At 66.8% G+C, this 23,602-nt stretch carries 18 protein-coding genes; 8 read left to right on the top strand and 10 right to left on the bottom strand.

The genetic code is table 11. The features are described 5' to 3' along the window. Positions 1-29 precede the first annotated feature (29 nt). The 5 genes from PG2T_RS12230 to PG2T_RS12210 all read right to left on the bottom strand — a co-directional run bounded on the left by PG2T_RS12230 (position 30) and on the right by PG2T_RS12210 (position 6,575). A complete protein-coding gene (locus PG2T_RS12230) occupies positions 30-2,792 on the bottom strand; it encodes a DNA methyltransferase (protein WP_068805916.1) in 2,763 nt (920 codons plus the stop codon). Positions 2,793-2,909: 117 nt separating this feature from the next. Next, on the bottom strand, positions 2,910-3,821 hold the full coding sequence (locus PG2T_RS12225; RefSeq protein ID WP_068808339.1) for a bile acid:sodium symporter family protein: 912 nt from the start codon (positions 3,819-3,821) through the stop codon (positions 2,910-2,912). Between the two features lie 130 nt (positions 3,822-3,951). After that, on the bottom strand, positions 3,952-4,941 hold the full coding sequence (locus PG2T_RS12220; RefSeq protein ID WP_068805913.1) for a hypothetical protein: 990 nt from the start codon (positions 4,939-4,941) through the stop codon (positions 3,952-3,954). A 6-nt stretch (positions 4,942-4,947) separates the two neighbouring features. Further along, positions 4,948-5,946 (bottom strand): amidohydrolase family protein, encoded by a 999-nt coding sequence (locus PG2T_RS12215; RefSeq protein WP_068805910.1) that lies wholly within the window; start codon positions 5,944-5,946, stop codon positions 4,948-4,950. After that, positions 5,943-6,575 carry a class I SAM-dependent methyltransferase gene (locus PG2T_RS12210; RefSeq protein WP_068805907.1) on the bottom strand — a complete coding sequence of 211 codons (633 nt, stop codon included), beginning with the start codon at positions 6,573-6,575 and terminating at the stop codon, positions 5,943-5,945. The genes PG2T_RS12215 and PG2T_RS12210 overlap by 4 nt, the downstream gene beginning before the upstream one ends. Before the next feature lie 233 nt (positions 6,576-6,808). On the opposite strand from PG2T_RS12210, the gene PG2T_RS12205 reads away from it, so the two are divergent. The 3 genes from PG2T_RS12205 to PG2T_RS12195 all read left to right on the top strand — a co-directional run bounded on the left by PG2T_RS12205 (position 6,809) and on the right by PG2T_RS12195 (position 11,350). Continuing rightward, the gene (locus tag PG2T_RS12205) at positions 6,809-8,344 is read left to right on the top strand and encodes a 4-hydroxyphenylacetate 3-hydroxylase N-terminal domain-containing protein (RefSeq protein WP_068805904.1); all 1,536 of its coding nucleotides are present in this window, start codon (positions 6,809-6,811) and stop codon (positions 8,342-8,344) included. A 183-nt stretch (positions 8,345-8,527) separates the two neighbouring features. Beyond that, positions 8,528-10,048: a DUF1302 family protein gene (locus PG2T_RS12200; RefSeq protein WP_083214910.1), complete on the top strand. Its 1,521-nt coding sequence runs from the start codon at positions 8,528-8,530 to the stop codon at positions 10,046-10,048. Positions 10,049-10,075: 27 nt separating this feature from the next. After that, on the top strand, positions 10,076-11,350 hold the full coding sequence (locus PG2T_RS12195) for a DUF1329 domain-containing protein (protein WP_068805901.1): 1,275 nt from the start codon (positions 10,076-10,078) through the stop codon (positions 11,348-11,350). Between the two features lie 127 nt (positions 11,351-11,477). Here PG2T_RS12195 and PG2T_RS12190 read toward each other — a convergent pair whose 3' ends face one another. Together PG2T_RS12190 and PG2T_RS12185 are read right to left on the bottom strand one after the other, a co-directional pair. After that, positions 11,478-12,470 (bottom strand): amidohydrolase family protein, encoded by a 993-nt coding sequence (locus tag PG2T_RS12190; RefSeq protein ID WP_068805898.1) that lies wholly within the window; start codon positions 12,468-12,470, stop codon positions 11,478-11,480. A gap of 70 nt (positions 12,471-12,540) precedes the next feature. Beyond that, entirely contained in the window at positions 12,541-13,818 is a 1,278-nt protein-coding gene (locus PG2T_RS12185) for an O-acetylhomoserine aminocarboxypropyltransferase/cysteine synthase family protein (RefSeq protein WP_068805895.1), read from the bottom strand. 99 nt (positions 13,819-13,917) lie between these two features. Between PG2T_RS12185 and PG2T_RS12180 the strand changes: the two genes are divergently transcribed. Both PG2T_RS12180 and PG2T_RS12175 read left to right on the top strand, forming a co-directional pair. Beyond that, positions 13,918-14,958 carry an NADP(H)-dependent aldo-keto reductase gene (locus PG2T_RS12180; protein WP_068805892.1) on the top strand — a complete coding sequence of 347 codons (1,041 nt, stop codon included), beginning with the start codon at positions 13,918-13,920 and terminating at the stop codon, positions 14,956-14,958. Further along, a complete protein-coding gene (locus PG2T_RS12175) occupies positions 14,949-15,566 on the top strand; it encodes a glutathione S-transferase family protein (protein WP_068805889.1) in 618 nt (205 codons plus the stop codon). Before PG2T_RS12180 ends, PG2T_RS12175 begins: the two co-directional genes overlap by 10 nt. A 21-nt stretch (positions 15,567-15,587) precedes the next feature. Here the strand turns inward: PG2T_RS12175 and PG2T_RS12170 are convergent, their stop codons facing one another. Continuing rightward, a complete protein-coding gene (locus PG2T_RS12170; protein WP_068805886.1) occupies positions 15,588-16,181 on the bottom strand; it encodes a hemerythrin domain-containing protein in 594 nt (197 codons plus the stop codon). Positions 16,182-16,469: 288 nt separating this feature from the next. On the opposite strand from PG2T_RS12170, the gene PG2T_RS12165 reads away from it, so the two are divergent. Then, positions 16,470-19,334, top strand: a complete 2,865-nt coding sequence (locus tag PG2T_RS12165; protein ID WP_068805883.1) for a molybdopterin oxidoreductase family protein — start codon at positions 16,470-16,472, stop codon at positions 19,332-19,334. Positions 19,335-19,360: 26 nt separating this feature from the next. Here the strand turns inward: PG2T_RS12165 and PG2T_RS12160 are convergent, their stop codons facing one another. Beyond that, positions 19,361-20,539, bottom strand: a complete 1,179-nt coding sequence (locus tag PG2T_RS12160) for an acyl-CoA dehydrogenase family protein (RefSeq protein WP_068805880.1) — start codon at positions 20,537-20,539, stop codon at positions 19,361-19,363. Between the two features lie 167 nt (positions 20,540-20,706). Here PG2T_RS12160 and PG2T_RS12155 point away from each other — a divergent pair, with 167 nt between their 5' ends. Both PG2T_RS12155 and PG2T_RS12150 read left to right on the top strand, forming a co-directional pair. Then, positions 20,707-21,468 carry a 4Fe-4S dicluster domain-containing protein gene (locus PG2T_RS12155; protein WP_068805877.1) on the top strand — a complete coding sequence of 254 codons (762 nt, stop codon included), beginning with the start codon at positions 20,707-20,709 and terminating at the stop codon, positions 21,466-21,468. Positions 21,469-21,482: 14 nt separating this feature from the next. Continuing rightward, complete coding sequence (locus tag PG2T_RS12150) at positions 21,483-22,430, top strand: dimethyl sulfoxide reductase anchor subunit family protein (RefSeq protein WP_068805874.1); 948 nt, start codon at positions 21,483-21,485, stop codon at positions 22,428-22,430. Between the two features lie 166 nt (positions 22,431-22,596). On the opposite strand, the gene PG2T_RS12145 is transcribed toward PG2T_RS12150, so the two are convergent. Further along, positions 22,597-23,565: a dihydrodipicolinate synthase family protein gene (locus PG2T_RS12145; protein ID WP_068805872.1), complete on the bottom strand. Its 969-nt coding sequence runs from the start codon at positions 23,563-23,565 to the stop codon at positions 22,597-22,599. Positions 23,566-23,602 lie beyond the last annotated feature (37 nt).

Below are 23,602 nucleotides of genomic sequence, written 5' to 3'. Positions count from 1 at the left end.
CGCAGTACCGGCGACCGTCCCCGCGCAGGCTAGTTTTTTTGCCGAGTCTTCTTCGGTCTGACCGCCGGCAGCAGGCTGGTCAGGCGTTGGTAGAGGTCGAACAGAAAGGCCACGCGCTCGGCATCCGAGGCGTAGTTTTTCTTGCCGCCGCTGGGCACATAGGCGGCGTCCACGGCGCGGTCCAGCGCCTGGTGCGCCCGCACCAGTTCGGACGGCATGGTCAGCGGGTCGTACAAGTCGGCCAGCGAGGAATCCGGGAATCTGGCGCGGGCGTCCAGCACGCCTTGCGCGGCGGTTTCGATGGCGTCCTTTTGCTTGTCGGTGGCGTCCATCGGCCAGGGGAAGTTGTTGTAGACGATGTCCTTGGAATACCGGAAATCGCTCTTTAAGCGACCACATGTGTAGCGCACCCAGGCCATGTGCATTGATGCCTGAATCACGCCGAAGTGAAATCTGGTCGCACCTGGCAAGGAAAAGCAACTGTTACCAACAATGTGGTCCATTGGAAAGAAACCGAATGGAATAAAAGCGCGATTTTCTGAGGTGTGGCCTGGAATTAGTACATACTCTGATCGCGGTTGCGTGACTTGTCGGAACAAAGTCGGGTAGGGATAGGCGCGGGTTGAGGCTGCCTTGCTGGCCTTGCGGAAGCGGTTGACACTTTGCACACGTTCTTTAACCTTCGGCAGCCGGTTGATCTCATCAGGCGCCGCCCCAAACAGCCACAGAACCCAACGCTTCTCGTTGTGAAGATATTCGTGAGCGCTGAGAAAAGGCTTTATGAATTTCGCCGCATCGGGTTCTTCTGCGAGAAATGCTTTGGCCTCGTCATCAGTAAATAGGAAATGTCCATTATCGGTTGGCTTGCTGCCGTACATCATCTCCGGCATTCCGAATGGATTGCTTGCACGATTGTCGAGCAGAACCCAGGGTGCGTCAACCAAATAAGCGTTGATCTGCGTGGCCTTGAACGCATGTGGGTCTGAATCCACCGTATCGTAGGCGTAGATGATTTTGTCGGATGCATTGTGCGCCGCGAATCCAATAATCACACAAAATACCGCGGCCACGCCGCGTGCCTCGTTACTCCACCGAAAAGTGCGGTGAGCGAAATGTATTTCCACTGGGGCCTTGTGCTGTAGTGCCCGCCATAAAATTCCAACCTGTTCGCCCTGCGTGATGGAATTGGTCGAGACGAACGCAACCTTTATCGGCGTATAGCGGATAAACGTGGCGGCCTTACAGTACCAGGCGGTAACGAAGTCCATAACACCAGCAGCTTTCTCTTCACCGAAACAGGCCAGCATGTCACGCTTTTCGTCCTCACTTTGTAGGTGGTGGCCCTTAAATGGGGGATTTCCCAATATGTAGCTCAGCCGCTCGCGCGGCACCACCGCCTCCCAATCCAGCCGCAGCGCGTTGCCGTTCACGATGTGCGGGCTGCTGGTGAGGGGAATGCGGGCGAAGTACTGGCCGAATTCCTCGCTGACCTTCAGGTTCATCTGGTGGTCGATCAGCCACAGGGCGACCTGGGCGATCTGGGACGGGAATTCCTCGATCTCGATGCCGTAGAACTGGTCCACGCCCACGGATAGAAAGCCGTGCAGGTCCAGCGCCAGGCTGTGGCTGCGCGCGTCGCCAGTGCTGGCGCGCAACACGTCCAGTTCCAGCAGGCGCAGCTCGCGGTAGGCGATGACCAGGAAATTGCCGCAGCCGCAGGCGGGGTCCAGAAACGTGAGCGAGCGCAGCTTGCTGTGAAATTCCAACAGCCGGGCGCGGTTGCCCTTGATCCGCTCGAACTCGGCCCGCAGTTCGTCCAGAAACAGCGGGCCGATCAGCTTCAGGATGTTCTTTTCGCTGGTGTAGTGCGCGCCGAGGTTACGGCGGGCCTTGTCGTCCATCACGGACTGGAACAGGCCGCCGAAGATGGCCGGGCTGATGCCGGACCAGTCCAGTGCGCAGGCATCCAGCAGGGCGTCCCGCATGGCGCCGTCGAAGGCCGCGATGGGCAGGAATTCGCCAAACAGCGCGCCGTTGATGTACGGGAAGGCGGCCAGTTGTTCGTCCAGCGTGCGCATGCGCCGTTCGGGCGGGGTGTTGAGCACCTGGAACAGCTCCGCCAGGCGCGTGCCAACGTCGGAGCCGTCCGCGCCGGTGCGCTGGGTGAGGTATTCCATGAACTGCGCGCGCTCGAAGATGCCGGTGTCTTCCGCGAACAGGCAGAACAGCACGCGCACCAGCAGCACTTGCAGGGGATGGCCGTCGTAGCCGATGAGCTTGAGGCGGTCGTACAGGCGGCCCATGCGCTCGGCCGCCTTCAGGTTGATGGGGTCCTGTTCCTTGTAGGTGTGGGTCTGGTAGCCGGCGATGAAGGCAAAACGCCGCACCTGCTTGTGCAGGTCTTGCAGCGGGAACTGGTGCTGCTCGCCGGTTTCAAGATCGTGGATGCGAAAGCGCGCGAAGTCGGAAACGACGATGTAGCGCGGCAACTCGACGTCCATGAGGCCGGGAAAGTAATCGCGCGCCTGCTGGTAGGCGCGGTCCAGGTCCTTGCCGCGCGACTTGTGCTCCACCAGCACCACGCCTTTCCACAGCAGGTCGATGTAGCCATCCTTGCCGTCAATCTTTTTGACCTTGCGCTCGAAGCTGGCCGTGCGCCGCCGCGACACGCCAAAGACGTTGAAGAAATCGTCCCAGAAGGATTTGGCCTCGGCGTCTTCGGACGCGACCTGCGCCCACTCGCGCGAGAACGCCAGGGCGCGGTCCTTGATTTCGTTCCAGCTCAGCGGCATGGGGGCTCCCTTGTAGACGCGGCGCAGCTTAAGGCCGCCGCCCGCACTGTGTCTGCCGGGGCGGCATTTCGGCCGTAGCCTGGATGCAGCGCAGCGGAATCCGGGGTGTTTTCGGAACTACCGCCCGCGCCGCCACAGGGCCGCCAGCCCCAACCCCGCCAGGTTCTGCCACACCGAGAACAGCGCCGCCGGCAGCGCCGCCAGCGGCGGCAGGAACTTGATGGCAAGCGCCGTGGCCAGACCCGAGTTCTGCATGCCGACCTCGATGGCGATGGCGCGCCGCTGCGCCGGCCCAGCGCCGCCCAGGCGTGCGCCCAGATAGCCCAGCGCAAAGCCCAGGCCGTTGTGCAGCACCACGGCAGTCGCCACCAGCACGCCGGTGGCGGCCAGCTGGTGGCGGTTCAGGGCCAGGATGATGGCCACGATGAGCGCGATCAGCAGCATGGACAGCCCCGGCAGCCAGCCGGCCAGGCGCTCGGCAAAGCCGGCCAGGTAACGGCGCAGCAGCATGCCGGCCAGCACCGGCAGCAGCACGATGCGCAGGATGTCGATGAGCATGGCCAGCGCCGGCACGTCCACGCGCGCGCCGGCCAGCCACAGCGTGACCCAGGGCGTGAGCAGCGGCGCGACGAGGGTGGACGCGGCCGTCATGGCCACCGACAGCGCCACGTCGCCACGGGCCAGATAGGTCATGACGTTCGACGCCGTACCGCCCGGGCAGGCGCCGACCAGGATCAGGCCGGCGGCCAGCGTCGCCGGCAGGCCGAGCTTCGCCGCGATGCCCCAGGCCAGCGCCGGCATGATCAGGAACTGCAGCCCGATGCCCAGCAGCAGCCAGCGCGGACGGCGCACCACGGCGGCCAGCTGCGGTCCTGTCAGCGTCAGGCCCATGCCGAACATGATCAGGCCGAGCGCCGGCACGATGGCGGCCTTGAGCGGCACCAGGGCCTGCGGCACGAACCACGCCCCGGCGCAGGCGAGCAGCAGGGCGGCGATCGGCAGCAGCGCCTCGCGGCGAGCGGAATTCATCGCGCGGTATCCGTTGATGTTGGAGCGCAGCGGTGCTGCGCGATGGGGCGTGATCGCATCCATCGGCCGGCATGGCCGGGCTCCTGCACGCGTCGCGTCATATCCGGACAGTCCGGGCCTCTTGCCGGGGCTAGTCTTCGCCGGCCAGCAGATAGGCCGCCGTCAGGTTGTCGTACAACGCGCAGCCGGTGCTGATGAACAGGCGCTGCTCGCCCGGCGCAGCCGGTTCGGGCGGATCGCAGCGCAGCGCCAGCAGGTCGGGTGGCGGTGCGTCGTCGATCAGCCCCTGCCGGCGCCAGGCCAGCAGGTCGCCGTAGTTCACGGCGTCGGCCGAATCCACCCACAGCCGCGCTCGACCCGCCCAGGCATCGGCCAGTTCGCGCTGCCCGGCGGCATCGGCACCCAGGCTCACGACGACCGTCGGTGCCGCCGGAGGCGGTTCGCAAAACGGCGCCTCGCTGGTGGTGGCCAGCAGCCAGGCATCGCAGGCCGGATCGGCCGCCGCTACGGCCCGGCAGGGCAGGCCGTGCCGGGCCAGGGTTTCTGCCACATCGCGCGCGCGGACGTGGTCACGGTCGGCAAGGTCGATATGCTCGATTGTCCCCAGCGCTGCGCAGTACAGCGCCGTGTAGAACCCCACCCGGCCGGCGCCGATCACGGCAATGCGCCGTGCGCGCGGTGCCAGGCGACCGAGCGCCAGCGCCGCCACCAGACCGGTGCGGGCAGACGACAGCAGGCAGGCGTCGAAGCGCTCGCGCACGAACTGTTCGGCGGCGTCCAGCACCAGCAGCTCGCCGACCGTGATCTGGCCCGGCAACAGCGTCTGGCGGCGGTTGGTGCCGATGATCTTGACCGACTTGAGCGTGCCGCGCGGGCCGCGCAGCACGCAGGGCATGAGCCGGAAATCACCACCGTCCGGGTCATCCAGCACCTGCTTGGCCGGCATTTGCAGCTGCGCCCGGCCGGACGCGAGTTCGGCCAGATAGCCGGCCGCGAAGGCGAGATAGCCGGCCGGATCGGCACACAGCCGGCGGTGAACTTCGGCCTCGTCCCAGTGCCGGCAGGACACCGCCTGCGGCCACAGTGCCTCCGGCAGCAGTACGCCGCCGGCCGTCACCATCGGAGCTCAGGCATTCAGCTTCATCAGCCGGATGGCGTTGCCGGACAGCATCTTTTGCTTCTCGGCCGGCGGCACCGCCAGCGCGGCGATGCTGAACAGCGTATCGCGGGTGAAATCCTCGCCGCCGGTGCCGTCGAAGGGCGTGTCGGTGCCAAACAGCAGCCGGTCCGGGCCAAGATAGCCATAAGCCGCGGCGAGGCCGCCGACCGCACCCATCAGCGCCGTGTCGCCATAGAACAGGCGGAAGTATTCGTTGGCCGGGCGCGCCAGCTTGTCGGCCGCGGCGCGGATTTCGGGCATCGAGGGCTTGCCGTAGATGGCGTCGATGCGCGCCTCGAAGGCCGGCGCCATGGCCCCGGCGTGGTGGGTGATGATCTTGATGTCCGGGTGGCGGTCGAACAGGCCGTCGAACACCAGGCGCGTCATGGCCGCCGTGGTCTCGTAGGGCCAGCCAAACACCTGCCAGATCCAGTACTTGGAGTGATCCTCGCCGCGGTAGTCGGCCTGGCCGCCGCCGCGCGCCGGATGCAGCCAGATCGGGTAGTCGTGCTGCGCCATCACCGCAAAAAAGTCGCGAAACTCCGGCCGGTCCAGCGCCAGGCCGGCGGCGGACGAATAGATCAGCACGCCCTTCATGCCCAGCTGCGTCAGGCAGCGCTCGGCCTCGCGCGCCATGTGCGCCGGGTCGTTCATGGCCACCGTGCCGACCGGGATGAAGCGGCCGGGGTGCGCAGCGGCCATCTCGACGATTTCGTCGTTCGCCAGGCGCGCCAGATCGGCCGCGGCGGCGGGGTCCGGAATGGCGATCTCGATCGGCGGCGAGGACGCGGTAATGACCTGCGCGTCGATGCCGTGACGGTCCATCACCGCCAGGCGCGCCGGCAGATCGACCAGATGCGGCAGCGATTCGATCATGCCCGACAGGTAGTCCGGACCGGTCATCCTGGCCTTCATGGCGGCGTAGAAACGCGGCGGCATGACATGGGTAAAGCAGTCGATTTTCATGGTGTCTCCTCCTCGCGGGGCTTGCGCCAGACCGTGGCCAGCCAGGGTTGCAGGTGGCGCGGCTGGCCGGCCGGCCGGTAATAGTGTTCGATCTCGACGAAACCAGCGGCCGTGACGTAGCGACGCCAACCTTCCAGAGAATGGTAGACGCCGTAGCGATCGCCCTGCCAACCTTCCCCATCGTCGCCGCGCGGGTTGCTGACGAACAGCACGCCGCCGGGCTTGAGTGTGCCAAAAAGGGCACGCAGCACCGCCGGCAGGTGGGCGCTTGGCACGTGAAACAACGAGGCGTTGGCGAACACGCCGTCGAAGTGCCCGCCCGGCAGATCCAGTGCCAGGAAATCCTGGTGCCAGACCTCGCAGCCGCTGTGGGCACGCGCCATCTGGCAAAACTGCGCCGAACCGTCGAGACCTGTCACCTCGTGGCCAAGATCGCGAAAGGCGATCAGGTCGCGCCCCGGCCCGCAGCCGAAGTCCAGAATGCGCAGCGGCGCCGGCGCGGTGATATGCCGCAGCAGCGCCGCGCGGTTCTGGCTGACGTCATGATCGCGGGTGCCGTCCCAGAAGGCCTGTGCCTGGCGATCGTAATGGCCGAGCGTGCGGCGGCTGGTCAGGGGAGGTGTTTCCATGGGCGGCAATGATGGCCGAATGTCGACGGTCAATGTAGCGTGCCGGTCCGGTGCCGACGGTCGGTTTGCCGTAAAGCGCAACGGCTTGTGAATTTGGTGAACCATGCGACGCGCGCGCCAGGCGGGCCAAAATCGCCGGTGCCGGCGTGCCCCGGCGCGGTTCGCGGCGGCGAATTCCGGGTGGCACCCGCGTTACTTTGAAGAAACGACCATAACGACAGGAGGAGCCGATCATGACCAATCAGGTGCGCCCCTATACCGGCGCCGAGTACCTGGACAGCCTGCGCGACGGGCGCGAGATCTGGATCTACGGCGAGCGCGTCAAGGATGTCACCGCGCACCCGGCCTTCCGCAACCCGGCGCGCATGCTGGCCCGCCTGTACGACGCCCTGCACGACCCGGCGCAGGGCATCGCGGTGCCCACCGACACCGGCAACGGCGGCATCACGCATCCGTTCTTCAAGGTATCCCGCACGCGCGAGGAGCTGATCGCCGCGCGCGATGCCATCGTCGCCTGGGCACGCCTGACCTACGGCTGGATGGGCCGCTCGCCGGATTACAAGGCGAGCTTCATGGTCACGCTGGGCTTCAACCCGGACTACTACGCGCCCTACCAGGACAACGCCCGCCGCTGGTATGTGAAAAATCAGGAGCGCTGCCCATTCCTGAACCACGCCATCGTCAACCCGCCGATCGACCGCCAGCGCCCGCCGGAGGAAGTGGCCGACGTCTACGTGCACTGCGAGCAGGAAACCGATGCCGGCATCATCGTGTCCGGCGCCAAGGTGGTGGCGACCGGCTCGGCGCTGACGCACTACAACTTTCTGGGCCAGTACGGGCCAACGCCGACCAACGACCCGCGCTACGCCATCTCCGGCATGGTCAAGATGGACGCGCCGGGCGTGAAGCTGATCTGCCGCCCGTCCTATGCCTACCAGGCGGAGGTGATGGGCAGTCCCTTCGACTACCCGCTGTCCAGTCGTCTGGACGAGAACGACGCCATCCTGGTGCTGGACAAGGTGCTGATCCCGTGGGAGGACCTGTTCATCTACGGCGACTGCGAAAAGGCGGCGCAGTTCCTGCCGGCGTCGGGCTGGGCCAACCGCTTTGCCTTTCACGGCTGCACGCGCCTGGCGGTGAAGTTCGACTTCATCACCGGCCTGCTGATGAAGGCGGTGGAGCTGACCGGCAGCCGCGATTACCGCGGCGTGCAGGTGGCGATCGGCGAGGCGCTGGCCTGGCGGCATCTGTTCTGGTCGCTGTCGGACGCCATGTGCGGCATGCCGGAAGCCGGCCCCAACGGCGCCATTCAGCCCAATGTGCAAGGCGCCCTCGCCTACCGGGTGATCGCCACCATGGCCTACCCGCGCCTGAAGGAGCTGGTCGAGAATGCCGTCGCCAGTGGGCTGATTTACCTGAACTCGCACGCCGTGGACTTCAAGGTGCCCGAGCTGCGCGGTTATATCGACAAGTACCTGCGCGGCTCCTATGGCCACGACGCCGAGGACCGGGTTAAGACCATGCGCCTGCTGTGGGACGCCGTCGGCACCGAATTCGCCGGCCGGCACGAACTGTACGAGCGCAACTACGCCGGCAACCACGAGAACATCCGCCTGGAGAATTTGTGGATCGGCCAGGCGCGCGGCCTGGACAAGGAACTCATGGCCTTCGCCGAGCGCTGCATGGGCGAGTACGACCTGGATGGCTGGACGGTGGCCGACCTGATCAATCCGACCGATGTGAACCTGTTCATGTCCAAGCGGCCGTAGACATCGCACCGCAGGCAACCTTGACTTGGAGTCAGGTTGACCCGCGTTCATCTAGTGTGAAATAAACCGATCGATCGGTCACTTCCATCACCCTGGGGAGGGTAAACGATGACTCAATGGAAGCCATGGATTCACGGCTTGGCTGGTGCGTCGGCAACGTTGCTTGCTGGCGGTGCTCAGGCGGTGCAGTTCGACGTCGGCGACACGCAGATCAACGTGGGCGGCTACCTGCGCCAGTACGTGTCGACCAATCTGAGCGACAACAAGGACCTGCGCGGCGACGACCAGTTCGATGTGTCGATGCTGCGCAGCGTGGTGCAGCTGAACGCCGACACGCAGGTCGGGCCGCTGTTTTTCAAGGCCATCGGCCGCATCGCACGCGAGCCGCTGACCCGCTATTCGGAAGACCTGGAGGACCAGCACAACGCCCGCTTCGGCGGCGCGCCGTTCTTCGTGCCGCGGAAAACCGACTTCAACGACCAGTACAACGAGGACGAGCTGCGCGAGTTCTACGTCGCCTTCGACGTCGGCGAGCGGCTCGGCTTCACGCTTGGCCGCCAGCAGGTGGTGTGGGGCGAGTCGGACTTCTTCCAGGCCATGGACATCGTGCACGGCTACGACTTCCGCTGGCGCGCCTTCCTGGAACCCGAAAACGAGGACACCCGGCGCCCCCTGGCCATGATCAACGGCCAGATCAAGATGCCGGAACTCGACGGCACCCTGCAGGTGCTGCTGCGTCCGGGCGGCTGGGGCCGCGACCACGACATCGGCTCCCTGTACGACACCTTCGGTGGCCGCTGGGCACCACAGAAGGACCGCGGCACCGATATCCCGGCGTTCCTGCGCTACAACTACCGGCACAGCGACGGCGACGTGGAAGACACCACCTGGGGCCTGCGCTGGTCGGGCCTGGCCGGGCCGGTGCAGTACACGCTGAACTACCTGCGCTGGTTCGGCACCGATCCGGTCATCGACTCCCGCTGGAACCCGACCGCCGGCCTGGGCGACCTCAAGGGCCTGTGGGGCAGCCTGTACTTCCCGAAGCTCAGCACCTACGGCTTCACCGCCAGCGGCTACGTGGAGCCGGTGGACGCGGTGTTCAGCACCGAGATCGCCTATACCAAGGACAAGCCTTACAACCTGCTCGGCTCGCCCGGCAACTGCTTCGATCCGGCCAACCCGCTGACTTGCCAGCCCCTGCCGAGCCTGGGCGGCGTGACCGACCACGACACCGTCCGCGCCATGGTGCGCATGGACAAGCAGCTCAAGACCGAGGGCTGGCTGGGCACGGCCCGGCCGTCGCTGTTTTCGGTTCAGTTGTTCGACACCTGGCTGCTGGGCTATGACAAGCGTTCCGTGGGCGATCCGCGGGCAGTCGTCGATGGCCCGGGCCACGCCGCGGTCAAGAAGGAGCATTCCACCGTCGCCACCGCCATCCTGGCGATGAACTACCGCTACGACACCATCAACCCGACCCTGGCGGCCGGCTGGGATCCGTCCAACAACGGCGGCTTTTTCATTCCGAGCGTCGATCTGGTGTATGGCGAGCACTGGCGCATCCGCTTCGAGGCCGATTTCTTCTTCCACGACGGCGACAGCAAGTTCAGCGACGGCGACCCGTGGACAGCTTCGACCGACACCCACCTGTTCGGCTACTTCGCCAACAACAACCAGCTCCTGATGCGGGCCACGTATCAGTTCTGAGCACCGTATTCGCGAGGAAACAATCCAATGTTCAAACAGACCCTTCGTGCCGCGGTGCTGATCGCGGCGGTAGTCCCGGCGTTTGCCGGCGAGATTGCGCCGGACACCGTGCTGAATGCCGGCAATTACGAGAGCCTCAAGAATGAAACCCTGGGCGGGCGCAGCCTGGACAGCCTGCTCAGCGATACCCAGAAATGGATGGTCCGCGAGAAGGGCCTGTCGATGAACCTGCAGCCGCAGTGGCAGGCGCCGGGGCTGCCGGCGGACCTGAAGGAAACCACCGACAAGTACCGCGGCCAGACCCAGCTCGACGGCGCCAATAACCGCATCAGCGGCTATACGGCGGGCATCCCCTTCCCGGACATCGATGTCGCAGACCCCGATGCAGCCAAAAAGGTGGTCTGGAACAACTACCTGGCGGGTCCGATCGGCTATACATCGTCCTCGGGTCTGGGCTTCGCGCTGTTCAGCATGGAACGCGGCTTCGAGCGCAAGAACAGCTGGCTCTACCGCCGGCTGTACATGTCGGGTCGTTACGGGACCGAGCAGCCCACGCTCGACGGCGGCAAGGAGCACTACCGGCAGATTCTGTACGCCCACTACCCGGAGGACATCCGCGGCCTGGGCACGGTGACTTACCGTTACATGGACGGCCGCCTGGACGACATCTTCGCCTACGTGAAATCGGTGCGCCGCATTCGCCGCCTGTCCGGCGGTGCCTGGTTCGACCCGATCGGCGGTACCGATTTGCTGTCCGACGAGCCGTGGATCCTGTCCGGGTATCCGGGCTGGTACAAGGACCAGAAACTGGTGGAGAAACGCTGGCAGCTGATGCCGGTGGGCGATCCGAAAAGCCCCGGCTGGGTTCAGAACGCCAAGTCCAAGGCCGAGGAATACCCCTACGTCGAAACCGAACAAAAACCCTACGGCATGCCCAAATTGCAGTGGGTGCCGCGCGAGGTTTACGTGATCGAAGTGGCGCCGCCTGCCGAGCACTACTACTCGCGCAAGACCTGGTACTGCGACGTCGAGTACCCGATCTTTCACATGGCCGACAACTACGACAAGGCGGGCAACCTGTGGAAGGTGCAGTTCCTGCCGCGCCTGTGGCGGGAGCAGGACACGCCCGAGGGCAAAAAGGTATTCGGCCCGATCCAGACCGACTACCTGATCAACTTCAAGGACAGCCACGTCACGGTCGTGACCTTCGTCCTGGACAGCTGGAAGTTCAACGACCCGAAGGAAAAACCCGCCGACTACGTGCCGGGCATCCTGGCCGAGATCGCCGCCGGCCGACGCTGACCGCTCAGGTACGCAGTGCCGAAAAAAGCCCCGGTCCGCCGGGGCTTTTTTGTCCCCGTTCAGGCGCGCCGGACTGCGCCGACGGTGCTCGCCCGGCCAGGGAATCATTGAAGCATCCGGCGCTTTCCTACAGCTTCAGGTACCGCCTGGCATTGCCGCGCAAGATGGCGTCGCGCTCGGTAGCCGGCAGCTCCAGGCCGACCACGCGCCGGCCAGGCGCCTTCTCGCGGATCAGGAACGGATAATCCGAGCCAACCATCAGCCGCTCGGCGCCGTACAGATCGATCAGGTAGCGCAGCGCCAGATCGTCGTAGACCAGCGTGTCGTAGTACATGCGCCGGGCGTATTCCAGGGGCGCTCGCGGCAGGAAGGCATTCTCGCCGCGGGTGGTCTCCCAGCCGGACTGCAGGCGCGGCAGCACCAGGCCGAAGCTGCCGCCACCGTGGCTGAAGCCGATGCGCAGACCCGGAAACTGCTCCAGCAGGCCGCCGGTGATCATGGACGCGACGGCAAACGCGTTCTCGTTCGGGAAGGCGATCAGCGCCTGCAGCAGCGGCGGGCCGATCACCCGATCCGCACCGGCCGGGTGCAGGGCGTGCACGAACACGGCCAGGTCGTTCTCGACCGCGGCGGCAAAGAAAGGCGCGTGGTCCGGATGGCCGATCGGCTTGCCGTTGATGTTGCTGCCAACCTCCACGCCAACCAGACCGTAGTCGCGGCGCAGGGTTTGCATCTGTTTGGCGGCCAGTTCCGGGTCCTGCAGCGGCACCATGCCAAGACCGGCGAAGTGCGCCGGGTCGGTCGCCACCATCGCTGCAATGGTCCCGTTCACATGCCGCGCCATGGTCAGAGCATCGTCGGCATCGAACCAGTACGACAGCAGCTCCGGCATGGGCGAGAGCACCTGCATCTGCACGTCCTCGGCCAGCATTTCGTCCAGCCGGCGAGCGACGTCCCAGCTGTGGTCGCTGACGGTCCGAAACGGCTTGTCGCCGATCACCACGGTCTTGTGGCCGGGGTGATCGCAGGCGTGCATCTGCGGCCAACGCTGCGCGCCGGCACGCCCGGCATAGGCCGGAAACTCGGCCGGAACGATGTGGGTGTGTACGTCGATGGCCATGAGAGCTCCGTCGGGAAACGCGCCTGGGCGGGGATGGTACGCCGTTGCTCCGGGCCTTCGGCGCCCAGCCTCAGGCGGCGCTTGCCGCCAGCGCCTGCTCGATGTCGGCCAGGATGTCGGCCACGTTCTCGATGCCGATCGACAGGCGCACCATGTCCGGCGCCACGCCGGCGGCGGCCAGTTCGTCGGGGTTCAGCTGGCGGTGGGTGGTGGAGGCCGGGTGCGTGGCCAGCGACTTGGCGTCGCCGATGTTGACCAGGCGCGTGACCAGCTGCAGCGCGTCCAGGAACTTCACACCGGCATCGAAGCCGCCCTTGACGCCAAACGACAGGATGCCGGACGCGCGCCCGCCGAGATATTTGTTCGCCTGTGCGTGGTCGGGATGCTCCGGCAACCCGGCGTAGGAAACCCAGCTCACCTGCGGGTGATCCTTCAGGTATTCGGCCACTTTCTGCGTGTTCTCGCAATGCCGCTCCATGCGCAGCGACAGCGTCTCGATGCCCTGCATGATCAGGAACGCGTTCATCGGCGCCATCGCCGCGCCCATGTTGCGCAGCGGCACCACCCGCGCGCGGGCGATGAAGGCCGCCGGCCCGAAGGCGTCGGTCATCACCGTGCCGTGATAGGACGGGTCCGGCGTGCTGAACTGCGGGAAGCGGCCCGCGTGCTCGGCCCACGGGAACTTGCCCGAATCGACGATGACGCCGCCCATGCTGGTGCCGTGGCCGCCCATGTACTTGGTCAGGGAGTGGATGACCACGTCGGCGCCGTGCTCGATCGGCCGGCACAGGGCCGGCGTGGCGACCGTGCTGTCCACCACCAGCGGCACGCCGGCGGCGTGGGCGATGGCCGACATGCCGGCCAGATCCGGCACGTGGCCGCCCGGGTTGCCGATGGTCTCGCAGAAGACCATTTTGGTCTTGTCGTCGATGGCGGCGCGCAGCGCGTTCAGGTCGTCGTGATCGACGAAGCGCGTCTGGATGCCGAACTGCGGCAGCGTGTGGGCGAACAGGTTGTAGGTGCCGCCGTAGAGCTTCTTGGTGGAAATGATGTTGTCGCCGGCCCGCGCCAGGTTCATCACCGTGTAGGTGATGGCCGCCGACCCGGAGGCCAGCGCCAGCGCCGCGATGCCGCCCTCGAGCGCCGCCACGCGCTGTTCGAGCACGTCGTTGGTCGGGTTCATGATGCGGGTGTAGATGTTGCCCGCGACTTTCAGGTCGAACAGGTCGGCGCCGTGCTGGGCACTGTCGAAGGCGTAGGCAACGGTCTGGTAGATCGGCACCGCGACTGACTTGGTGGTCGGGTCGGGCTTGTAGCCGGCGTGGATGGCGAGGGTTTCGAGCTCCATCGAGGCGACTCCAGGGCATGTTGCGGGCCGGCCGGGCTTGCCGGCCACGGGGGCGCCGGACTATACCATCGGCCTTTTCGCCCCCAATGGAACTTCGCCATGCAGTATTCACCGCTCGGTCGTACCGGCTTGCAGGTCAGTCGCCTGTGCCTGGGCACCATGACCTTCGGCGAGCAGAACACCGAGGCCGAAGCCCACGCGCAGATCGACTACGCCACCGCGCAAGGCGTGAACTTCATCGATGCGGCCGAGATGTATCCGGTGCCGCCGCGGCGGGAAACCCAGGGCCGCACGGAGGCCTATATCGGCTCGTGGCTCAAGGCGCGGGGCGGTCGGGACAAGCTGATCGTCGCCACCAAGGTGGCCGGTCGATCGACCGAACTGGCCTACGCCCGGCCGTTCGCCATCCACCCGGACCGGCGCAACATCGAGGCGGCCGTCGAGGCCAGCCTGCGGCGCCTGCAGACCGACTACATCGATCTTTACCAGGTGCACTGGCCGGACCGCAGCACCAACTTCTTCGGCCGGCTGGGCTATCAGCACCAGCCGCTGGCGGACGAGGTGCCGATCGAGGAGACGCTGGCGTCGCTCGGCGATCTGGTGCGCGCCGGCAAGGTGCGCCAGGTCGGCGTCAGCAACGAGACGCCGTGGGGCCTGATGCGCTACCTGGCGCTTGCCGAGCAGCGCGGGCTGCCGCGCGTGGTGTCGATCCAGAACCCGTACAGCCTGCTCAACCGCGTGTTCGAGATCGGCCACGCCGAGATCGCGCTGCGCGAGCAGGTCGGCCTGCTGGCCTACTCGCCGCTGGCCATGGGCGCGCTGAGCGGCAAATACCGCCACGGCGCCCGGCCGGCGCAGGGTCGGCTGACACGCTTCGATCGCTTCCAGCGCTACAGCACGCCGCGCGGCGCGGCGGCGGTGGAGCAGTACGCGCAGATTGCCGAGGCGCATGGCCTGGACCCGGCGCAGATGGCGCTGGCCTTTCTGCTGCGTCAGCCGTTTCTGACCAGTGCCATCGTCGGCGCGACCACGCCGGAGCAGCTGCGGACCAACCTGGCCAGCATCGAGCTTGAACTGCCCGAGGCGGTGACCGAGGCCATCGAGGCCGTGCACGGCGCGGAGCCGAACCCGTGCCCGTGACGCTCGACCTGTACGGCCACCCCTGGTCGGCGCCCACGCGCGAGGTGCGCATCCTGTGCGCGGAGCTTGGCGTCGAGCATCGCTTCATCGAGGTCAAGCAGGCCGAGGCCGACGATTACCTGCCCGAGGCACTGAACCCGGCCTGCAAGGTGCCGATGATCGACGAGGGCGGCTTCATCCTGGGCGAGGCGCACGCCATCCTGCGCTATCTGGCGGCGCGCCACGACACGGCCGGCGTCTGGTACCCGAAGCAGATTGATTTGCGCGCCAAGGTCGATCAGTGGCTGGACTGGCAGGCCCTGCGCCTGGGCCGCCTGGCCGCGCAGCTGATGCGCCAGCGACGCTTCCGGCCGGATGCACCGGACTCAGCCGCCTGCGCCGAGGCCGAACGCCTGCTGGGGCTGATCCTGCCGGAGCTCGACCTGGAGCTGAAGGCGGCACCGTTCGTGTGCGGGCAACATCCGACGCTGGCCGACATCGCCATCTTCACCAGTGCGGAGTATCTGCAGGTAGCCGGATTCGCGCTGGGCGGGTTCGACGCCTTGGCCGACTGGTACGCCCGCTGCGCCACACGCCCGGCCTGGGCCGCCGTACCGCTCGGGAGATGACCCGGATAGGGCGCGGGCCGATCAGGCTCCGCTGGCATATCCGGTAGCGATTGCCGCCGACGGATAGCGCAGCAGCAGCCTGTCCAGTTGCCGGTACAGCGCCGAGCGCCGGCCGGTGCCCAACACGTGCAGTTCGAACCGGCCGAAAGCGTGAGTCAGCGCGTCCTGCGCCACGTCATCCAGCACCTGGTCGGCAACAGCGAACACCACGTCCTGTTCCGCGGCGACATGCTGCTCGAGCAGCGCATGATAGGCCGTGGCGGCGGCACTGAAGCGGCCACCCGCGCCAGCCTTGCCGGTCGCCCATGCGGCCTGAGCCAGGGTCATGGCATCCATCAGCTGGCGGCCCTGCCGGCGTCCGGCCAGTTGTGCCGACAACAGCCCGCCGTTGGACGGAATTCCGCGGTGGACCATGGCCGGGAACAGCAGCTCCTCTTCCTTGGCGTTGTGGCAGCGTTCCGCGAACTCGCGCAGGAACTCCAGCACCTGCCCGGCGCTGTCGGCGTGTTCGTCGGCACCGCCGGCGGCAGCCTGTTCGCACAACCGGCCGAGCACGCCCACAGCCCGCTGGATGGCGGCGTGTTCGGCGGCCAGAATGGCGATGGCGCTGCCCATGGCGGGGTACCGATAGTGGGAACTGGCAGGGACTGCAGGCTACTCGCAGCCCATCGAGGCGGTGGGGCGCGAACTGACCAGGCGGTCAACGACGAGGCTCCATGATTCGCCATGTCGCCGCGGAAAACTGTGACTTGTTACCGCTCAAGACGTCGACGACCGGCTTTGCAACGGTGGCTGGCACTGCCGGCGCGGCGCGACGGTGGCCCCGATTGGGTTAGATTAAACGGCTATATGGTTAGTTTTTGCCGGTCCATTGCCGGCTCGCCGGCCAGCCGGACCGCCCCCATGCCTGCTTCAGACCCCGCGATCGACACCTCCCCCGTCGTCGCCGACCAGATCAAGACCACCACCTGCTACATGTGCGCCTGCCGCTGCGGCGTGCGCGTGCACCTGCTGGATGGCCGCATCCGCTACATCGACGGCAATCCGCAGCATCCGGTCAACGGCGGCGTGATCTGCGGCAAGGGCAGCGCCGGCATCATGAAGCAGGAATCACCGGCCCGGCTGCGCAAGCCGCTGCTGCGCACCGGTGAGCGCGGCGCGGGTGAATTCCGCGAAATCGAATGGGACGAGGCGCTAGGCCTGCTGGCCGAACGCCTGACCGGAATCCGCAACACCGACCCGCGCAAGCTGGCCTTCTTCACCGGCCGCGATCAGAGCCAGGCGCTGACCGGCTGGTGGGCGCAGCAGTTCGGCACCCCCAACTACGCCGCCCACGGCGGGTTCTGTTCGGTGAACATGGCCGCTGGCGGGCTGTACAGCATCGGTGGCAGTTTCTGGGAATTCGGCGAGATCGACTGGGAACACACCCGCTATCTGGTGATGTTCGGCGTGGCCGAGGACCACGACAGCAACCCGCTGAAGATCGGCCTGGCCAAGCTCAAGGCGCGCGGCGCCAAGTTCGTATCGGTGAACCCGGTGCAGACCGGCTACTCGGCCATCGCCGACGAATGGCTGGCCATCCGTCCGGGCACCGACGGGCTGCTGATCCTGGCGCTGGTGCACGAGCTGCTGCGCAGCGAAAAGGTCGATTTCGACTATCTGGCCCGCTACACGAACGCGCCGTGGCTGGTGATCGACGATCCGGGCGCCGCTGACGACGGACTGTTTGCCCGCGACGGCGACGGCAACCGGCTGTTGTACGACGGCGCGCGGGGTGCCCTGGTCAGCGCGCTGGAGGCGGACACGCAGCCGGTGCTGGCCGGCCGGCGCACGCTGGCGGACGGGCGCGGTGCCGTGCCGGCCTTCGAGCTGCTGGCCCGTCGTTATCTGGAGCCGGCCTATGCGCCCGAGGCGGTGGCCGATCAGGTGGGCCTGTCCGCCGCCACCATCCGCGGGCTGGCGGCCGAAATCGCGCAGGCGGCCTTCGAGCAGCCGGTGGTCATCGAGCAGCCATGGACCGACTGGGCCGGACGTCGGCACGAGCAGATGATCGGCCGCCCGGTGTCGTTCCACGCCATGCGCGGCATCGCGGCGCACAGCAACGGCTTTCACACCTGCCGGGCTCTGCACATGCTGCAAATGCTGCTGGGCGCCATCGACACGCCGGGCAGCTTTCGCTACAAGCTGCCCTTCCCGCGGCCGGCGCCGCCCCCCCAAAAGCCGACCGGCAAACCGGCGCAGGTGCGTCCTGGCGCGCCCATGCCGGGCCTACCGCTCGGCTTCGTGACCGGCCCGGAAGACCTGCTGCTGGACGCCGATGGCCTGCCCATGCGCATCGACAAGGCTTACTCCTGGGAAGCGCCGCTGGCCGCCCATGGCGCCATGCACACGGTGATCCACAACGCGTGGAAGGGTGATCCGTATCCGATCGACACGCTGTTCCTGTTCATGTCGAACATGGCCTGGAATTCCAGCATGAACAGCGCCGGCACCCTGGACATGCTGACCGACAGGGACCCGACCAGCGGCGAGTACCGCATCCCGTTCATCGTCTACTCGGACGCGTTCGCCTCCGAGATGGTCGCCTACAGCGACCTGGTGCTGCCCGACACCACCTATCTGGAACGCTGGGATGCCATTTCCCTGCTCGACCGGCCGATTTCCAGCGCCGACGGACCCGCCGACGCCATCCGTCAGCCGATCATCCAGCCCGACCGCGACGTGCGCTGCTTCCAGAGCGTGCTGCTGGACCTGGGCGCCCGGCTGGGGCTGCCGGGCATGGTCACGGACGACGGCAGCCCGCGTTATCCGGGCGGCTACGCGGACTACATCGTCAATCACGAGCGCAAGCCCGGCGTTGGCACGCTGGCCGGCTGGCGCGGCGCAGACGGCAACCAGCACGGCAGCGGCGCCGTCAACCCGGACCAGTTGCAGCGCTACATCGACAACGGCTGCTTCTGGCAGGAGGAACTGCCGGCGCAGGCGCGCTACTTCAAGCACGCCAACCGGGATTATCTGGACTACGCGGCGCGCATGGGCTTCATCGACAGCGCCGAGCCGATCATCCTGCAGATTTACAGCGAAGTGCTGCAGAAATTCCGCCTCGCCGCCCGCGGTCACGGGCCGGTGACGCCGCCGCCCGAGCAGCGCACGCGCGTCGAAACCTACTTCGACCCGCTACCGATCTGGTACGCGCCGCTCGAACAGGCCGCGCTGAACGGCGCCGACTTCCCGCTGCACGCCATCACCCAGCGGCCGATGATCATGTACCACGCCTGGGATTCGCAAAACGCCTGGCAGCGGCAGATTCTGGGCAGCAACCGCCTGTACCTGCACCCACAAGCCGCGGCGCGACTGGGTGTGGCCGACGACGGCTGGGTGTGGGTGACCAGCCATCACGGGCGCATCAAGTGCCAGGTGCGCCTGATGGCCGGCGTGAACCCGGACACGGTGTGGACCTGGAATGCGGTCGGCAAGCGGGCCGGCGCCTGGAATCTGGACCCCGGCGCGGCGGAGGCAAAAAAAGGCTTTCTGCTGAACCACCTGATCGCCGATCTGCTACCCGGCGGCGGACACAGCAACAGCGATCCGGTGACCGGGCAGGCCGCCTGGTACGACCTTCGCGTGCGCGTCGAACCGGTGGCGGCAGCGGATCAGGAGGCAGTCAGTGCCCCGCAGTTCGCAGCGCTGCCGCGCCCGCCCGGCCTGGACGCGGCGCCCCAGCGCCTGTCCCGTGGCGGGATGTTTCGCCGCCGGTCGGCATCCTGACCGACCGGCGGCGAACGCGCATGACCTTACAGCAGCGGATGGCCGCCCAGGCCGTACTCGGCCCGGCCATAGGCCAGCATGTTGTCGTCGTAGAGCTGACCGACGTGGATCGACAGCATCAGCAGGTCGCGGGCGGCAATCTCCAGCACGTCGCCGCGCGTGGTGGCGGCGCCGCCCAGCATCTCGATGCCGCGGAAGGCCAGCGCGGAGGCCTCCTTGCACATCAGCGAACGCCAGGCGTTGGGTCGATTGCGTTCGGCTTCAGACACCACCGGCGTGTTGGCGGCATCCCAAGCCTCGAGCTGCTGCACGTAGCGTTCCTGCAGCGCCTCGATGGTGTCGGCCTTGACCAGCATCTCGGCCACGTTGCGCTGGGCGATCGGCGACTCCCACTCCTTGACCCCGTACAGCACCCGCTGGCGGTCGCGCACGCGCTGCTTGACCTCAGCGACCACCCGCTGGGTGACGCCCACCGCGAGGGCACCGAAGCCCACGCAGAACATCGGCATGAACGGGATGCGGTAAATCGGCGTGGTGTCGTCCCAGTCGCCGCCGATTGGCCGGCCAGTGGCCTTGATGTGCGCCAACGGCAGCACGCGGTGCCAGGGCACGAACACCTGGTCGGCGCGCACCGTGTGGCTGCCGGTGCCACGCAGGCCAAACGGGTTCCATTCGCCGACGATCTCGATCTCGCGCGTGTTGGCCGTGACCAGGCACGGCTGCGGCCCGCCGGCCATGCCGGGCACCTCGACGAAGGCACCCAGGCCGATCCAGTCGTCCCACTTCACGCCGCTGCCCCAGTTCCACTGGCCGGACAGCTTCACGCCGCCTTCGACGTAATCCACTTTGCCGATGGGAAAGAAGATGTCGGCCGTGAAGCCGTCGCTGTCGTAGATTTCCTGCCGGCCCTTGGGGTCCAGGTAGGCCACCCACTGTTCGTGCAGCGCGGTGAAATAGACCAGCCAGGCTGCGGACGCATTGCGCTGCGCCACAACGCGCACCACCTCCGAGAAGGTGCGCGCGCCCATGCCGAAACCGCCATAGCGCTTGGGACGCAGCAGCTTGTGGATCTGCGCCGTGTGCACCACTTCGCGCAGTTTCAGGGAGAAGCCGCCCTTGAGTTCGGCTTCGGCGATCTCAAGGTCCGCCTGCTCGCCGATGTGCCGGGCGCGGGCAACCATTTCCTCGTGCGTCATTTCGCTCATTTCTCCTGCTCCTGCGGACGACAACTGCGTACGGCTGCCAGTCTAGCAAACGGCCGCTGCTGCCAGACACGGCGCGGCTTGACAGGCATCAACGTCGACGCCATGCCCAGCCGCCGCGCCGAGCAATCCGGCCCTGCGCTTTCCTTTACACCGAACCGATCCGTCACATGACAACAGTTTCGAGAACCACCACCGGCCGCAAGCTTGGCCTGGTGATCGATCTGGACACCTGCGTCGGCTGCCATGCCTGCGCGGTGGCCTGCAAGGAATGGAACGACGGCGGCCACATGGCGCCGCTGACCGACGAGGATCCTTACGGCAAGGAGCCATTTGGCGTGTGGTTCAACCGCGTCCACGCCTTCGAGACCCGGCCCAAATCCGGCTGCGGCGCCGGGCCGGCCACCACGCGCACCGTGCACTTCCCCCGCTCCTGCCTGCACTGCGAGCAGCCGGATTGCGTCACCGTGTGCCCGACCGGCGCCTCGTACAAGCGGGCCCAGGACGGCATCGTGCTGATCGACGAGGACAAGTGCATCGGCTGCAAGCTGTGCTCCTGGGCCTGCCCCTACGGCGCGCGCGAGTACGACTCCCACAGCGGCACCATGAAAAAATGCACCCTGTGCGTGGACCGCATCTACAACACGAACCTGCCGCCGGCCGAGCGCCAGCCGGCCTGCGTCATGGTCTGCCCAACCTCGGCCCGCCATTTTGGCGATCTGGGCGATGCCGATTCGGACGTGTCGCGGCTGGTAGCCGATCGCGGTGGGGTCGACCTGCTGCCGGACCTGGGGTACCGGCCGGTGAACAAATACCTGCCGCCGCGCGAGCGGCGCGCCGCCGCCGACACCGCGCCCCTGGACGACGCCCCCGGTGGGGCCGACATCGGCCAGCGACTGCTCGGCTGGGTGGATCGTTTGCTGTCCCGATAAGAAATCCGCACGCCATGCATCCCGCCGCCTCGGTCATCCTGTTCACCGTCAGCTCCGGCATGGGCTACGGCCTGCTGGCCCTGCTCGCCGTGCTGGGCAGTCTGGGCATGCTGCCGCCCGACCCCGGCCTGGGGCTGGCCGGCCTTGGCACGGCGCTGGCCCTGATCACAACCGGCCTGCTCGCCTCCACCTTTCACCTTGGCCATCCGGAGCGGGCCTGGCGGGCACTTAGCCAGTGGCGCACGTCCTGGCTGTCGCGCGAAGGGGTGCTGGCAATCGCGGGTTATCCGCCGGCGCTGCTGTTTGCCGGCGGCTGGGTGCTGGCCGGCCGCACCGATGGCGCTTTCGCGCTGGCCGGCTGGCTGACTGCGTTGCTCGCCGTGATGACGGTGTGTTGCACCGCCATGATCTACGCCAGCCTCAAGCCGATTCCACAGTGGCGTAACCACTGGGTGATGCCGGGGTATCTGGCGATGGCCCTGGCCACCGGCGCGGTCTGGCTGGCGCTGCTGGCCGGCGTATTCGGCGTCGGGCGCGGGCCGGCCAACGCCATTGCCGTGCTCGGGCTGGGTCTGGCGGCACTGGTCAAACTGGCCTACTGGCAGCATATCGACACCGCCGCACCGATCGCCACGGCGGCCGCTGCGACCGGCCTGGGCAAGCTCGGCCAGGCGCGCCTGCTCGAACGCCCGAACACGCAAGAAAACTACCTGCAAAAGGAGATGGGCTTTCGGGTGGCGCGCAAACACGCCGACCGCTTGCGTCGCCTGGTGCTGATCGGTGGTTTTGGCCTGCCGCTGCTACTCGTGCTGCCGGCAAGCTTTCTGTCAGGCGCGGTGTCGGTGTGGCTGCTGGCGCTCGCCCTGGCCAGTACCGCGATCGGCGCACTGGTCGAACGCTGGCTGTTCTTTGCCCAAGCTAAACATACGGTGACGCTGTACTACGGCGCCGCCACGGTTTGAAACGACGCGACGACCGCACTGCACGTGGGAGCGGCGCCCTCGCCGCGAATCTTCTTCAACCAACCCATTCGGCCCGGGGGCGGGCCTCCCACACGCACAGAAGCACCTACGGGACCGCCGTTTTGAAAGCCGCCCCCGCCGGCAGCGGGCGCTCAACCGGCGCGCATCAGCACACGCCCAGATCCTGCAGCTTGCCGCGCAGCACGTCGGCCTGCGCCGCCGGCAGGTCACGCAGCGGCGGGATCATGCGCCCGCCCTTCAGGCCGATGGCCTCGAACCAGGTCTTCACGCTGGACACGGTACCGGCGTAGGTGTTGGTCTCGATGATCTTCCACAGCAGGGTTTCTTCCAGCAGCAGACGCACGCCGTTCAGCTGCATGGATTTTTCGCGCGCTTCTTCCCACTTGCCCTGCGCCGCCAGCGCCCGGTATTCATTCACCAGGTGGCGCTTCTTGCCGTACAGGATGTAGGACAGCTCACCCCACACGCACTGCCCGCCGGCGCGCAGATCGTCCAGGAAAACGGCCTCCGACGGATCGCAGACCAGGAAATTGCCCGGCAGCTCGCGGCGCATGCGCAAGGTGTCGATGCGGCTGCCGGCGCCCTGCTTGACCGCGACCATCGTGTCGATGGCGGCCAGTCGCTGCATCAGGTCAAAGCCCAGCACGCGCCCGCCAACGCCCGTCCGGTACAGGCACACGGCCAGGTCGGTGTGGTCGGTCAGGTACTTGAACCAGTCGAAGATTTCATCATCGGTGCGCAGCTGCACCACCGGGTTGATGACCTCGGCGCCCTCGAAGCCCATGTCCTTGACCGCGTTCATCTTCTCGATGGCGGTGTGCACGCACGGGTCCAGGATGATGGTCCACAGCGGGATGCGCCCGCGCCCGGCATCCGCCACCACCTGATGGAAGCGCAACCACTGCGTGGGGGTCATGTTCCAGCCTTCGGCGAAGAAGCCGCCGACCACCAGGCCCTCGATGCCCATGCCGATGAAGGCGTCGATGTTCTCGCGCAGACCCTTCTCGTCCACGTGCCGGTCCTCACCCACGGGCGTGACCGGACACATGTAAAAGCCCTTGATCTTTTCCTTGGCCCAGTCCTTGGCGTTGCTGCGGGTGTATTCGAGTGCCATGTGCAAGCTCCTCCTGATCGAATGTGATTTGAATAGC

The organism is Immundisolibacter cernigliae (genome assembly GCF_001697225.1).
Classification (GTDB): domain Bacteria; phylum Pseudomonadota; class Gammaproteobacteria; order Immundisolibacterales; family Immundisolibacteraceae; genus Immundisolibacter; species Immundisolibacter cernigliae.
Note: the sequence above shows the minus strand (reverse complement) of the source record. Positions and strands in the feature narration are given on the sequence as shown.

What these genes read in the sequence shown, in the direction of transcription:
- PG2T_RS12230 (WP_068805916.1), bottom strand. Translation starts at nt 2,792, where the DNA reads ATGCCGCTGAGCTGGAACGAAATCAAGGACCGCGCCCTGGCGTTCTCG.
- PG2T_RS12225 (WP_068808339.1), bottom strand. Translation starts at nt 3,821, where the DNA reads ATGAATTCCGCTCGCCGCGAGGCGCTGCTGCCGATCGCCGCCCTGCTG.
- PG2T_RS12220 (WP_068805913.1), bottom strand. Translation starts at nt 4,941, where the DNA reads ATGGTGACGGCCGGCGGCGTACTGCTGCCGGAGGCACTGTGGCCGCAG.
- PG2T_RS12215 (WP_068805910.1), bottom strand. Translation starts at nt 5,946, where the DNA reads ATGAAAATCGACTGCTTTACCCATGTCATGCCGCCGCGTTTCTACGCC.
- PG2T_RS12210 (WP_068805907.1), bottom strand. Translation starts at nt 6,575, where the DNA reads ATGGAAACACCTCCCCTGACCAGCCGCCGCACGCTCGGCCATTACGAT.
- PG2T_RS12205 (WP_068805904.1), top strand. Translation starts at nt 6,809, where the DNA reads ATGACCAATCAGGTGCGCCCCTATACCGGCGCCGAGTACCTGGACAGC.
- PG2T_RS12195 (WP_068805901.1), top strand. Translation starts at nt 10,076, where the DNA reads ATGTTCAAACAGACCCTTCGTGCCGCGGTGCTGATCGCGGCGGTAGTC.
- PG2T_RS12190 (WP_068805898.1), bottom strand. Translation starts at nt 12,470, where the DNA reads ATGGCCATCGACGTACACACCCACATCGTTCCGGCCGAGTTTCCGGCC.
- PG2T_RS12185 (WP_068805895.1), bottom strand. Translation starts at nt 13,818, where the DNA reads ATGGAGCTCGAAACCCTCGCCATCCACGCCGGCTACAAGCCCGACCCG.
- PG2T_RS12180 (WP_068805892.1), top strand. Translation starts at nt 13,918, where the DNA reads ATGCAGTATTCACCGCTCGGTCGTACCGGCTTGCAGGTCAGTCGCCTG.
- PG2T_RS12170 (WP_068805886.1), bottom strand. Translation starts at nt 16,181, where the DNA reads ATGGGCAGCGCCATCGCCATTCTGGCCGCCGAACACGCCGCCATCCAG.
- PG2T_RS12165 (WP_068805883.1), top strand. Translation starts at nt 16,470, where the DNA reads ATGCCTGCTTCAGACCCCGCGATCGACACCTCCCCCGTCGTCGCCGAC.
- PG2T_RS12160 (WP_068805880.1), bottom strand. Translation starts at nt 20,539, where the DNA reads ATGAGCGAAATGACGCACGAGGAAATGGTTGCCCGCGCCCGGCACATC.
- PG2T_RS12155 (WP_068805877.1), top strand. Translation starts at nt 20,707, where the DNA reads ATGACAACAGTTTCGAGAACCACCACCGGCCGCAAGCTTGGCCTGGTG.
- PG2T_RS12150 (WP_068805874.1), top strand. Translation starts at nt 21,483, where the DNA reads ATGCATCCCGCCGCCTCGGTCATCCTGTTCACCGTCAGCTCCGGCATG.
- PG2T_RS12145 (WP_068805872.1), bottom strand. Translation starts at nt 23,565, where the DNA reads ATGGCACTCGAATACACCCGCAGCAACGCCAAGGACTGGGCCAAGGAA.